Genomic DNA, 13167 nt, shown 5'->3' on the forward strand with positions numbered 1-13167 from the left:
AAAAATGCTTGAAAGTATTCAATTTAAGTAAGTTGCGAGGTGGAATAAATGAAGCAGAAAGGCGTATTAGGTGAACTCGTTCGGGCGAGATTAACGAGTGCGGAATATGATGGTTTAACGAAAGAAACAGTGGAAAAGTTTTTAATTGAAGAGTACGGACAATTGCCGCCGCCATTTGAGATTATTCATTCAGATAAATTGCAAATTGGTGAAGAGTCTGGCTTTAACGGGACGGCAGTCCACTTTTTTGATGAGAACCAAGGGATTAATGAAGTATACGTTATTAACCGCGGTACAGAAGGGGACTTAAGTAAATTTGCAGAATTAGGCGAAAAGTGGCTTGAAACGTTAAAGAAATATAAACAAAATCCTGAAAATTTAAGAGAAATAGTTTTTAGCGGAAATGAAGATATATATACAGACGCTTATGAAGTGCTGTTAGGTGACGATCAATCGCAAATTAGAGATAATCAAAAATTTAAAAATGAAGTGATTCAAAAAGTAAATAAAAAAAATTTATCGACTAAACCAGTTTTCTTTTTAGATGCTCATTCGTTAGGTGGAAATCAAGGGCAAACATTAATGGTGACGAGTGGGGATTTGTTTACAGATGTAAATGTATATAACGATGCTCCGATGAATGTATACAATATCGTTAGAATGCATGATAAAATAAGAAAAACCGTAGAGGATAAATATGGTATTTTAGCCGACGAACACGATATTTACAAAATTAAACCATCTGAATTATATTCAATTCTCGACACAGAGCTAGGCAGCTATGCTAGTAAAATCACTTACTATCGAAATGAGGAAGATTTGTTAACGAATTTAACGCTTCCTTATGCTTATCGGTTAACGAATAAGATGAATGTCGTTACATTTGATTCTGATTCGAAAGTAGGCAGACCAGTAGACTTAGCCGCCAAGTATCCGGATTTAACGGGAATGATTGTGTCTATACTAGATCGGGCGAATCAAGTGAAAGGTTTATCTTATCCTGAAATAGCATTCTTCGCAAAATCAGGCTTCGTTGCGGCAGCTCTTCCATCATTATTCCATAATGATTTTGAGCGAAGGATTGGTCATTTAATTGATGACTTTGAAGGAATCGATTTGACAGGTCATGCAATGGATGTCGTGATTGCACAAATCGCGAAACAATCGCAGCAAAAAATTGTGAACAACGAGCTAATGATAAAAGTGGCGGATATTGATGGCGGAGAAATTGAGATTAACCTTGATGCTGCCTATCGCTTTTATAGCGAAGGTTATTCGCTTTTGTTTGGAAAAGAGGAAACAATTCCAGCAATGGAACGTGTCTTTCAAACGTATATTGTCGAAAGTTATCAAAGACATGTGACATATACAACACAGCAGATGGCTGAAATTGAAGAGAATCCAGAAGCATTTTTATCATCATCTGACCGCTATACGGTCGATGTGCAATATCATGTAAAATATTCGAATTTTCGCTTTTTAGATCGTCCAAGACCACAGCTTGCACCAAATATTACGATGCTTTTTGATGAAGTGATTGCAGGGATTCGGTTAGAAACGAATCGCCAAAAAGAGTTTTTAGAAAAATATAAAGACGGAATTAAAAAGTTGGCGGAAACAGATGAGCGTATTGCCCTATTATTTGATACCCATTTAGAAAGAAGACAGTCATGGTGAATCGAGGTTTTGTCCAGTTACAATTACATCACTTTGTTGAAGAGTCTGTCATGGATGCTGAAAAAGCATTAAAAAATTATTTGTCAGCAATCGAAAATCAAAATGATCATTTTTTTAATAAAGGATACACGACAAAGTCATCTGGGTTCAAAGGCAAGTTTCGTCAGGAATTTACCGCTCGTCTTTACGACAAAAAAGAAATGATGCTCTCGTTGCATAGTTCGAATGAAGCGAAAATGTCACAGTTAATTCGTTATTTTCAACAACAGCTTTCAGATACAGTGAATCAAGAATATCAATATGAAACAGAGCTCGTTCCGATAGAAACTTCACGATAATATTTGTTCATAAAGCCACACAAAACGTAGTGGCTTTCAAACTGTTGACGGTAGTTTCTTTGCTTTCACTTCATTTCCCCATTTCGTAAAAGAATCCCTTCGCATACTTTGTCCTATTAAAATCCGCTCTATAACTATTTGGCTAAATTAGCTGAAGAAGAACGATGAAAGCCCCAGTTTTTTGTAAAAGATGAAATGTCAAATGAAACATCTTAACTGACAATATGATTCTTTCATAAGTAGTCGTCTCATTCATTTTTGTTGATAAAATATTGGAGCAATTCATTTGATCTATACCGGGAGGCCGTTTGAATGGTTTTATTTATTTTCGAAATTGTTTTTCTTATTCTTGGAATACTTGGGAATTCATTATGTATGATATTTCTTGCTTTAGATGAAATGATTACAGAAGTTGCTTTATTTTTCAATAAAATGGTGAATTACGGTAAAGAGACAATTGGAGGAAGTTTAGAGGATGTTGATCTAATCGTTCAATATGCTCCTGTTTTGACGGTCGTGAGTATATTATTAGCACTTACTGCCTTAATTATGGTGATTGCTCGAAAAGGGTTAAAAATTTCACTCGTCTTTATTGGTTTTTCATTTTTTATTACATTAATATTAAGTATTTCTATCGACCCTTTCTATGGTTTTAATGCTGCCTTTACATTGTTTGCGCTCGCACTGCATATCGTTCGACTAGAAAAGACGTTATAACCGAAACAGTGCTCATTTAATTAGAACAACAAAAAATAAATTAAAAGCAAAAGACTTTGCGGTTTATTGCGTTTCTGTTGCAGGTGGTGCTTATATCATAACTGAAATTGGGATAACTGCTATTGCAGATGTACAAACAGGCTGTTAGTCCCTAGTTTCAGCACGTGTAAATGCGCATAATAAAAGAAGAGGCAGTTTATATTGGTGTCACTTGGGCAGCCATTTTTAATATCGAATGTCTTTAAATTTAGACTTAAGGTGGTTTCACTATCTGAAAAAAAAGAAAAAAATAATCAAGGAGATCTTTGGGTATAAATTAATATTTTTAGTCTTATTCTCCCTTTAGTTATTTCGTTATTTTTTTAGCAGTTGAAGAAATAGAAAGAATTGGCTTCATTTTTTTCATGACTGCTTACTTTGGGAAGTGAACGATCTATGCTATCTGTCAACGGTAAATCGCAACACTTAAAGGTGAGAATTTAAGGAGTTGACAGACTCACCTCTTGTAAAATATGAAATATTAGCTGAAACATCATATATTAGATTAAAATGTTGTTAAAAATTTTGGAGTAACTATTTAATTTATATCGGGAGGTTTTAAATCACTTTGGCTACTTTTGAAATTTTCTTTCTCTTTATTGGGATATTAGTTAATCTTTTGAATCTATTATTATTTAATATGGGTAAAATGATTAACGAGATTGCTTCCTTTTTTGAATATTTAGTAAATATAGGTAAGGATAAAGGTGGAGAGAGTGTAGAGGTTGCTAATCTGGTTGTGAAGGATGCTCCTCTCTTAATCATTGTGTGTATATTATTAGCGATTACTGTGATCGTTATGGTTATTGCTCAAAAGGGATCAAAAGTTTCCCTTGCACTTCTTTTTTTATTACTCTTTTTTACATTAATATTAAGTACCTCAAGGAAGGATTTATTCTTTGGCGTGAATGTTGCCTTGACGTTGTTTGCGCTTGTATTACATATTATTCAACTAGAAAAGACGCGCTGATTTATGAACCTTGCGAAAAAACATGTTTTTTTCACAAGGTTTATTTTTTTGAGGTTTATATGCGAAAAAGGTGTAATCTGACAAAATGAGCGAATAAAATACAAAGTGATGTAACTAAATCAATTAAATAAACGACTTAAATAAATGGGAGCAATTTTTATTACAGGAAAATAATAAATTTTGTCGAATAATACTTTGAGAAGAAGTGATCAATTTGAAAGAATTTTCAAATAAAACTAAGAAGAATTTTTAATATAAAAAAGGTAAGCGGTATTCTAGCAGGAGGAAAAAATGATCGTAAATAAAATGAATTATATGATTGAAAATATATTGCACAATATTGAAAAAGTAATGATTGGTAAGCGGAATGTAGCTGAATTAAGTTTAGTCGCTTTGTTATCAGGCGGACATGTGTTGCTTGAAGATGTGCCTGGTGTTGGGAAGACAATGTTAGTTAAAGCATTGGCGAAATCAGTTAATGCTCAATTTAAACGAATCCAATTTACACCTGACCTTTTGCCGTCTGATGTGACAGGGGTCTCAATCTATAACCCAAAGGAAATGGAATTTCAATTTAGACCTGGTCCGATTATGGGGAACATTATTTTAGCCGATGAAATTAATCGTACTTCACCTAAAACACAATCGGCATTGCTGGAAGGATTAGAGGAGGGCAGTGTGACGATAGATGGGGTCACTCATAAGCTTGATAAGCCCTTTTTTGTTATGGCAACGCAAAATCCGATTGAGTATGAAGGAACGTACCCGCTTCCTGAAGCACAGCTAGATCGCTTTTTATTAAAAATGGAAATGGGCTACCCTCATTTTGATGAGGAGATGGAAGTGTTACGTAGGGCAATGAAAGTACCGCCAATTGAAGAACTGCAACCGGTTATCGATATCGCAGACTTAATTGTTTTGCAGCAGCAAATTAAAAACGTATTCGTCGATGAGACGATCAAGCGTTATATTGTTGATCTTGCAAACGGAACGAGGAATCATAATAGCGTTTACTTAGGTGTAAGTCCCCGCGGATCTATTGCGTTAATGAAAGCGGCCCAAGCGTATGCGTTTATGTATGGAAGAGATTATGTCATTCCTGATGATATTCAATATTTAACTCCTTTCGTGTTCACTCATCGTCTCATGATGAAATCAGAGGCGAAATATGCAGGCTTTCGCTCAGAAGAAATCATTTCCCGTATACTAGAAGAAACTTCTGTTCCAGTGCAAAGGTTAGTGAGATAGTATGAAAAGAGTGATCGCTTTCTCGAGGCTAATGACACTCTTATGTTTAGTCGGTGTTGTCTTTTCGTATGCGATGTTTCAAGGTGGATTTGTCAGCTGGTTTTTATTTTATAGCTTAATTCCAATGGGTCTCTATGCTCTTAGCTTATTTTTTTATGATTTGAAGCATATTCACGTGAAGAGAGAATTGGTTAAAGCCGAGTTGACCGTTGGTGAAAAGTTAAAAGTCACTTTAAAGCTTCGACGCCGTTTCCCATTTCCGTTACTTTATTTAGTTGTGAAGGAACAGTTCTCATCTATGGAGAGAACGACGAAAGTGCTTCTTATTCCCGGTTTTCGTAAAGAAATGAGCTGTGAATATATCATTGAACATTTGCCGCGTGGCGAACATTTTTTACAATCCGTTCACTTAAAAACAGGCGATCCGTTTGGCTTAATGAAAAAGGAAACAGTGTTAACTTGTGAGAATAAAATAATTGTCTATCCAAAAGTTGTTGATATTGTTTATTCCCCACTAATAAATCGCCATGATCATGGAATAGCTGCTTCTATGGAAAGAATCCAAAGAGAAACGACTGTAGCAACCGGAGTGAGGAAGTATCAGCCAGGTGATCGTTATTCTTGGATTAATTGGAAAGCTAGTGCAAAACGAAATGAAATGATGACGAAGGAATTTGAACAGCCTCATTCGCATTATATGCTACTTGTAATGGATCGGAGCCCGAACGTTTATTTTGAAGATATTGTTTCGTTTACTGCTTCACTCATGAAGGCAATGACGAGAAAAGGGATTCAAATCAGTCTCCTTTCTTTCGGTCCAGACCGAGTATTTTTCCCTTGCGGGGGAGGGATAGAGCAGGAGCGGCAGCTTTTTCATCACTTCATAAGAGTAGCTGATAATAGTGCAGTTCCTTTAGATAGAGTGCTAGATATGGAACGAATTTCATTACGACAAAGTGCAGCACCAGTCATTATAACTGGACAATTGAATAAAGCAATTATTGAAAAAGTGGGACAGTACACTTCTCAGGGGGCAGCTACGATTTTTTTAATCCAAGGTAAGAAGGATAAAGAAAGTAATGAAGAGCATCCTTTATTAACGTTTGCACTTTCTCGAGGAATTCATGTTAAAATTGTCGATGCTTTTTCGGAGGTGAGCCGATGATGAATCAAGAGGCAGCTTCTAAAAAAGTCATCTCTCTTCTATTGTATATTTTTAGTTTTATTTTATTGCTAGAGTGGTTCCGTCCGATTGAGCAATTAACAGATACAGGATATATTCATCTATTTATCCTTTTTATTGTCATCTCTTTTGGGCTCGCTTTTTTTAATGTGAATACTTCATTGACTGTCTTTGTTAAAGTTGTTTATATTATTTACTCGTTAAATCATTTATATTTGAACGCCTCTTTTTTCAAATTTAAGTGGTTTCCGCTATTTTTAGCTGATGTTAAGAAGAATATTCAGTTCCTTTTTAGCCGTGAGTGGGATCAGTTAAGCAATCCTTTTAGAAGTTTACTTTTCTATATTTTATTATGGTTAATTACTTATTTAATTCATTATTGGCTGATTAAGTTGAGAAGTATGTTCCTTTTTCTTTTGATGACGATTACTTATATTACCGTTTTAGATATTTTTACTCCGTATGATGCAAAATGGGCGATTGTACGGACCGTTAGCACCGGATTTATTTTATTAGGCATGCTTGCCTTTATTAGATTAAATGAACAGGAAATAAATGTACAAAATCGCTCAATGATGAAGAAATGGTTTAGCGTATGCTTAAGTATTGTTTTACTATGTATCATTACAGGGTTCGTTGGTCCAAAGGCGGGGCCTATGTGGCCTGATCCAGTTCCTTTTTTTAAATCCGTTGGACAAGGAAATGAAAGAGAACAAGCTTCAAAAGTTGGTTATAGTATGGATGATTCGAACTTAGGCGGGCCATTTGTTGGAGATGATGAGGTTGTCTTTACTACAGAGATCGATTCAAAGCATTATTGGAAGGCAGAAACAAAAGATGTGTATACAGGTAAAGGATGGGAAAGGTCTCATGATGATAAAGTAGTTTTCATTCATCAAGACGAACGTATTCCGATTGTTGATATTCTCGACGGGGTGGAAACGACAGAGCAGCGTTCATCTGTCATTATGAACCGTGATTACGTTCATATTTTTTATCCTAATGGAATTAAATATATTCATACCGACACTTCATCTAATGGTGATCTATCCTACAATGTGAATAAGTCGACAGGAAAAATTGAGCCAATTTATAATGGAAAGGCTATTGCGTTAAGCAATTATGACATTACGTATCATAACCCATCTTATCATGTAGAACATTTAAAAGAAGTAACTGATGTGAATGCGGCTGATTTGCCTCAGTCTTTTATTGAACAATATACCCAACTTCCAGAGGGATTGCCGCAACGAACGACTCATTTAGCTGAAGAAATTACTAGCGCGGAAAGTAATTGGTTTGATAAAGCTAAGGCGGTCGAACGCTTTTTTCAAAGTGGAGAATTTTTTTATGATCAGCGCGATGTTGCCATTCCTTCAGATCGTGATGATTACGTTGATCAGTTTTTATTTGAAACGAAAAAAGGGTACTGTGATAACTTTTCGTCTTCGATGGTTGTCATGATGCGGTCTGTAGGAATTCCGAGCCGCTGGGTGAAAGGATTTACCGAGGGGGAATATAAAGGAGTTTCCCAAAGTGGAAAAAAGTTATACGAGATTACGAACAATAATGCCCATTCTTGGGTTGAAGTTTATTTCCCAAATGTTGGCTGGGTCCCTTTTGAACCGACAAAAGGATTTTCCAATAATGCTCAATTTAACTACCAATTAAATCAACATAAACAGGAAGAAGTTGAAAAAGAACAGCCAGAGCAAGAAATTGAGCAGCCTAAGCAAGAAAAGGTTGAAAAGACTGAAAAGGATTCGACTGTTGCTCCTACAATGCTTGAGAAATGGTGGAAAAGTGCCGCCGACTTTTTGAAAAACGGTTGGAAATGGATGGTTCTTTTATTATGTTTCATGCTTGCCGTCGCATTTGTCCTATATTTCATTCGCGGTAAATGGCTTCCATATTATTATCTTGTTAAATATAAGAATTTTCACGATCCAGAGCAATTTGAAAAAGCTTATTTTGTTTTATTAAAAGAATTGGAACGTATTGGTTTAGAGAGAAAAAACGGCGATACTCTTCGTGAATTTGCAAAACATGTGGATCGTTTCTTTTCGATAAATGAGATGACTTGTTTAACTTTAAAGTATGAACAATACGTATATAGTGGAGAATTAGCAGTCGAAGAAATTGCAGAGGTGAACGAATTATGGGAAAATTTAATTAAAACAATGAGAACTTGACCACATTTTTAACATCTTGATAAAATAATCATTAGCTGAATATAGTAGATGCCATTCATATATCCTCGATAATATGGTTCGAAAGTTTCTACCAAATCACCGTAAATGATTTGACTATGAAGGCAGATTTTAAAATGTGCTTTAGACTAGAAATCTGTTTTTTATATTCATGAAAAAGGGGAGTTCTAGTTTTCTTTATTTTATGTGCAAGCTTTCCTATGAAGATGTTTACAATAGGAGAAGAATCAGTTAATTTACTTAAACTAAATGAGGTGACCTACGTGTCGGGGAACGAATTTTTACAAAAAGAAGAAAAAGTTATTGTACTTGATTTTGGCAGTCAATATAATCAATTAATTACTCGCCGTATTCGTGAGCTTGGAGTTTATAGTGAGCTTCATCCACATACAATAACAGCAGAAGAAATTAAAGCAATGAATCCGAAAGGGATTATTCTTTCTGGCGGTCCAAATAGTGTATATGGTGATAATGCTTTTCAGTGCGATAAACAAATTTTTGAACTGGGGCTCCCAATTTTAGGGGTTTGCTACGGTATGCAATTAATGGCGGTACATTACGGTGGAAAGGTAGAGCGTGCGAAACAGAGAGAGTATGGGAAAGCTGTGTTAACTATTGAACAACAGTCACCGCTTTTCGAAGGTTTGCCTAATGAACAAGCCGTTTGGATGAGCCATGGCGATCTTGTTGTTGAAGCACCTGAAGGTTTTATTGTAAATGGAACGAATCCATCTGGTCCGATTGCTGCTATGAGTGATCCAACACGAAATATGTATGCAGTTCAGTTCCATCCTGAAGTCCATCATTCTGTATTTGGCAATGAAATCATCAAAAACTTCGTCTTTCACATTTGCGGATGTAAAGGCGATTGGACGATGGAAAATTTTATAGAATTGGAAGTTGAAAAAATACGTGAAACGGTTGGAGATAAAAAGGTTCTTTGTGCGTTGAGCGGAGGAGTTGACTCTTCTGTTGTCGCAGTTCTGCTTCATAAAGCGATTGGTGACCAGCTTACTTGTATTTTTGTTGACCACGGTTTACTTCGCAAAGGTGAAGCTGAAAGTGTAATGAAGACGTTTGCCGACGGCTTTCATATGAACGTCATTAAGATTGATGCTAAAGATCGTTTCTTAAATAAACTTGTAGGAGTAACTGATCCTGAGAAAAAGCGCAAAATCATCGGCAATGAATTCATTTATGTGTTTGATGATGAAGCGGCTAAGTTAGAAGGAATAGAGTTTTTAGCCCAAGGAACGTTATATACTGACATTATTGAAAGTGGAACGGCAACTGCACAAACGATAAAATCACATCATAATGTCGGCGGTCTGCCTGAAGACATGGCATTCACTTTAATTGAGCCGTTAAAAATGTTATTTAAAGATGAAGTTCGTGCGCTTGGAACAGAACTTGGCATTCCAGATGAGATCGTTTGGCGTCAGCCGTTCCCAGGCCCTGGTCTTGGTATTCGTGTACTTGGGGAAATTACCGAGGACAAGCTTAAAATTGTCCGCGATTCTGATGCGATTTTACGCGAAGAGATTGCCAAGGCAGGTCTAGAACGTGATATTTGGCAATATTTCACCGTTTTGCCTAACATTCGCAGTGTCGGTGTGATGGGTGATGCCCGTACGTATGATTATACGATTGGCATTCGTGCTGTCACATCTATCGATGGAATGACTTCAGACTGGGCACGAATTCCGTGGGATGTGTTAGAAAAAATCTCAACAAGAATTGTAAATGAAGTAGACCACGTCAACAGGGTTGTGTATGATATTACGAGTAAGCCGGCTGCTACAATTGAGTGGGAATGAAGGAACATTTGTTCGCATATCGTATAAACACCGTAGATATTGACGCTAAGCTATTCGCTAAAAAACGGTACAACTAAATACGTTTCAATGCGCAACTATAAAAAGCGCCTCTTTTACTTTTAATCGGGTAAAGGAGGTGCTTTTTTACGTTGAAAATAGTTGATGCGATCAAGGAATTTGAGTTCGAGCAGCACATAAATGGATTATCGAAAAAGTATGTCGCGCTATGCCAGCATCGCCTAAATAGTTGGAAAACGTACATGATCGACGAGCTATTTATCGACAATGTAACGCTGGTAACCGAAAAGCATATCAAGCTATTTATACGTCACAGGCAGAATTTGGGACGTGAAAAGAATATCACGATTAATAACCGATTGGCTACGTTAAAGGTATTTTTCAAGTTTTTAGTAGATATGGGGGTTATCAAAAAAGAAAACAATCCGATGACCGATATTAAAAATCTGAAAGAAGGCCGCACAGTTATAACGACATTTACGGACGATGAAGTTAAGCAGATAATCGACTCTACCGGCACGCAGACATATAGCAATATCCGAGATAAGACGGTACTTATATTTTTATTCGAGACAGGCATAAGGGTTAGTGAATTAGTCGGACTAAAGAATAGTGATGTATTTATTGACCGTATATTTATCCGAGGAAAAGGCAGTCACGAGCGGTATTAAAAAGATGCACCGCCAAATGAAACGCTTTGAACGAGCGAGAAAGCTCCGTTTTGAGCATTTGCCGGCGAGCATGGTCGGGGATTATTACTTTTTAAATCAAGAGGCGGACGGCATGTCCCGCTCAAACGTAAACAAGATACTGAGAAAAGCGGGGAAAAAAGCGAAGGTACGCGAGGAAATTCGTTGCAGCCCGCACGATTGCCGGCACTACTTTGCGCAAAGGCAGATTAAGCAAGGTATAGACGTTTACTCACTGTCTCGATTGCTTGGTCACAGTAATATTGACATCACTACGCAGTACCTACGAGGTCTACAGATGGACGATGTCCTCGAAATTGGACGCAGGACAAGCCCATTACGAGATATACCGATAAAACTAATTTGGATAAAATTACGGAATATGGTACAATATAGTCAAACTAACAATTACATTACGGGAGGGTTACGGTTGGAAAAAACGAAGAAACCGATTTTCAAGCGTTGGTACTTTTGGGTTGCACTTATTATCGTACTGGGCGCGGTAGGCGCGGGCATGGGCGAGGACAAAGAAAGTGCTAAAGGCGGTGCAGAAAAAGTCGCTACCACAACGGCGGGTGAAGTTAAGAGCGGCGGAGCAGAGGAAAAGTCGAAAGTTGCGGAAGAAGAAGCGCCGAAAGATTATAAAATAGGCGATACTGCCGAAATTAAAAATCATAATGTGTCGGCGGTCAACGTCGAGCGGAAAACGTCGGGCAATTACGATAAAGCAAAAGACGGGCACGAGTTCATAGTTGTAAACGTCAAGATTGAGAACGGTGGCGAAAAGAACATCTCGTACAATCCGATGAGTTTTAAAATAAAAACGAGCAGTGGTAATATAGTTGATCAGGCGATAACGATAGTAGACTCTAACACAGCGCTAAGCTCGGGCGAATTAGCAGCAGGCGGAACGGTTGAGGGTACGGTGTCGTTCGAAGTGCCGGCCGGCGACCAAGACCTCGAATTAATTTATTCGCCGAATCCTTTTACCGACGACAGCGTTATAATTAAATTACAATAAAACGTAAGACTTTCGCAAATTAGCGAAGGTCTAATTTTTTTTGCGCGGAAAACGGTACATACAGTAGAAGCGAAAAATTTACGTAAATTATTTTTAAAAATATGGTCCAAATTTAGCGCATGGTCTACCCTTCTATAATTGAGTGGGAATAGTAACAGTACCCTAAAAGCCTTGGTAACACAGGGTTTTTAGGGCTTTTTTATTCTTCATGGCACAGTTGTGACACACTTTGAAATGTTGTCTGCATAAACTGATTGCTGCTTTAATGTACAAATTGTGTATTCACTTGTTTTTAGTTTAATAAAATTACTTAATTTGTCAGCAACTTAAAAATGGCTATTTTGATAGAGATGCCCATAGGTACCTAAAGTCGTTTGTATATCCTCATGTCCAAGTTTGTCTTTAATCACTAAAGGATTTTTTCCCATACTAATTAATAAAGAGGCATGAGAGTGTCTTAATCCATGGATTTTGATTTTGTGGATATTTGCAGCCTTGGCAAAGCGTTTAATAGAATGGGAAACAGTGTATTTTTGAGTTGGAATTCCATTATATGATAAAATGAAATTGGTTTTACATTGTTTCTGTTGTGTCTCCTTCCAATCTCATAATAAGCTTAGTGTATCTGAATCTAAAGCAATAACTCAAATGTTTGCTTTCGTTTTAGGCTCTGTAAAACGATAATTGGAAGCATTCTTGGAATAAAGAGTTTTGGAAATGTTTAGCGTTCCTTTCTCAAAGTCTACATCATCCCATTGTAAAGCAGGAGCTTCACCAACACGCATACCTGTCATGAATAAGAACCAGATAATAAATTGAAAATGCTGAAAATAATCGCCTAGATAAATCTTGGATATAACAGCCTCAAATTCTTCCTTCGTCCAAAAGTCAATTTCAGCTTTAACTTTTTTAACATTTCCAATTTTTTTTGATGGATTTTCTTTCATTAATCCTAAAATAATCGCTCTATCAAGAGCTAAGGATAATCAATCTTGTATGCCTCGAACGTTTTGACTAGAGTATTTTTCAGTAGCGGTTAATTGCCATCTTTGCAAAATTAATGGTGTGATGTCTGAAAGACTTACGTTATAAAAATAAGCAAAGTGTTTATTTATTGTGTGTTTCCTATTCTCAAAAGTGCTTTCTTTAACTTAGTTCTTATACCAAGGTAAAAATCTCCTTCGTAAACTTCTCAAAAGTCATACTACTGTTATACTGCACGGCGTTATCTTCCGTGCTT

Annotated in this window: 10 protein-coding genes, 2 pseudogenes and 1 riboswitch; of the genes and pseudogenes, 11 read left to right on the top strand and 1 reads right to left on the bottom strand. The window is 36.7% G+C overall.

The genetic code is table 11. The features are described 5' to 3' along the window. The first annotated feature begins 48 nt into the window (after nucleotides 1–48). The 11 genes and pseudogenes from K6959_RS00890 (at nucleotide 49) to K6959_RS18585 (ending at nucleotide 11927) form a co-directional block, all read left to right on the top strand. The gene (locus K6959_RS00890; RefSeq protein WP_223087369.1) at nucleotides 49–1677 is read left to right on the top strand and encodes a DUF6792 domain-containing protein; all 1629 of its coding nucleotides are present in this window, start codon (nucleotides 49–51) and stop codon (nucleotides 1675–1677) included. Further along, nucleotides 1671–2015, top strand: coding sequence for a hypothetical protein (locus tag K6959_RS00895; RefSeq protein ID WP_223087371.1), 345 nt, complete (start codon nucleotides 1671–1673; stop codon nucleotides 2013–2015). Before K6959_RS00890 ends, K6959_RS00895 begins: the two co-directional genes overlap by 7 nt. Before the next feature lie 312 nt (nucleotides 2016–2327). Next, nucleotides 2328–2732: a hypothetical protein gene (locus K6959_RS00900; protein WP_163243252.1), complete on the top strand. Its 405-nt coding sequence runs from the start codon at nucleotides 2328–2330 to the stop codon at nucleotides 2730–2732. A 607-nt stretch (nucleotides 2733–3339) separates the two neighbouring features. After that, nucleotides 3340–3741: a hypothetical protein gene (locus K6959_RS00905; RefSeq protein WP_223087373.1), complete on the top strand. Its 402-nt coding sequence runs from the start codon at nucleotides 3340–3342 to the stop codon at nucleotides 3739–3741. A 291-nt stretch (nucleotides 3742–4032) separates the two neighbouring features. After that, nucleotides 4033–4989 carry an AAA family ATPase gene (locus tag K6959_RS00910; RefSeq protein ID WP_163243250.1) on the top strand — a complete coding sequence of 319 codons (957 nt, stop codon included), beginning with the start codon at nucleotides 4033–4035 and terminating at the stop codon, nucleotides 4987–4989. A gap of 31 nt (nucleotides 4990–5020) precedes the next feature. After that, a complete protein-coding gene (locus K6959_RS00915; RefSeq protein WP_246234894.1) occupies nucleotides 5021–6154 on the top strand; it encodes a DUF58 domain-containing protein in 1134 nt (377 codons plus the stop codon). Beyond that, the gene (locus K6959_RS00920; protein ID WP_223087374.1) at nucleotides 6151–8364 is read left to right on the top strand and encodes a transglutaminaseTgpA domain-containing protein; all 2214 of its coding nucleotides are present in this window, start codon (nucleotides 6151–6153) and stop codon (nucleotides 8362–8364) included. Before K6959_RS00915 ends, K6959_RS00920 begins: the two co-directional genes overlap by 4 nt. Nucleotides 8365–8399: 35 nt before the next feature. Next, nucleotides 8400–8501, top strand: a riboswitch (purine riboswitch). 81 nt (nucleotides 8502–8582) lie between these two features. Further along, nucleotides 8583–10199, top strand: a complete 1617-nt coding sequence (gene guaA / locus K6959_RS00925) for a glutamine-hydrolyzing GMP synthase (RefSeq protein WP_394373017.1) — start codon at nucleotides 8583–8585, stop codon at nucleotides 10197–10199. Between the two features lie 149 nt (nucleotides 10200–10348). Beyond that, nucleotides 10349–10888: a tyrosine-type recombinase/integrase gene (locus K6959_RS00930; RefSeq protein WP_163243247.1), complete on the top strand. Its 540-nt coding sequence runs from the start codon at nucleotides 10349–10351 to the stop codon at nucleotides 10886–10888. Nucleotides 10889–11000: 112 nt separating this feature from the next. After that, nucleotides 11001–11135: pseudogene (locus K6959_RS19735) on the top strand (tyrosine-type recombinase/integrase); the annotation flags it as partial. 201 nt (nucleotides 11136–11336) lie between these two features. Continuing rightward, nucleotides 11337–11927: a DUF4352 domain-containing protein gene (locus K6959_RS18585; protein WP_246234896.1), complete on the top strand. Its 591-nt coding sequence runs from the start codon at nucleotides 11337–11339 to the stop codon at nucleotides 11925–11927. Nucleotides 11928–12133: 206 nt separating this feature from the next. On the opposite strand, the pseudogene K6959_RS00940 reads toward K6959_RS18585, so the two are convergent. Further along, nucleotides 12134–13102: pseudogene (locus tag K6959_RS00940) on the bottom strand (tyrosine-type recombinase/integrase); the annotation flags it as partial. Nucleotides 13103–13167 lie beyond the last annotated feature (65 nt).

This window comes from Bacillus aquiflavi, from assembly GCF_019915265.1.
Lineage (GTDB): Bacteria > Bacillota > Bacilli > Bacillales > Cytobacillaceae > Bacillus_BT > Bacillus_BT aquiflavi.

Excerpts from the sequence above, each read along its gene's own strand:
- K6959_RS00910 (WP_163243250.1), top strand. The coding sequence starts at position 4,033 with ATGATCGTAAATAAAATGAATTATATGATTGAAAATATATTGCACAAT.
- K6959_RS00890 (WP_223087369.1), top strand. The coding sequence starts at position 49 with ATGAAGCAGAAAGGCGTATTAGGTGAACTCGTTCGGGCGAGATTAACG.
- K6959_RS00920 (WP_223087374.1), top strand. The coding sequence starts at position 6,151 with ATGATGAATCAAGAGGCAGCTTCTAAAAAAGTCATCTCTCTTCTATTG.
- K6959_RS00915 (WP_246234894.1), top strand. The coding sequence starts at position 5,021 with ATGACACTCTTATGTTTAGTCGGTGTTGTCTTTTCGTATGCGATGTTT.
- K6959_RS00895 (WP_223087371.1), top strand. The coding sequence starts at position 1,671 with ATGGTGAATCGAGGTTTTGTCCAGTTACAATTACATCACTTTGTTGAA.
- guaA (WP_394373017.1), top strand. The coding sequence starts at position 8,583 with ATGAAGATGTTTACAATAGGAGAAGAATCAGTTAATTTACTTAAACTA.
- K6959_RS00900 (WP_163243252.1), top strand. The coding sequence starts at position 2,328 with ATGGTTTTATTTATTTTCGAAATTGTTTTTCTTATTCTTGGAATACTT.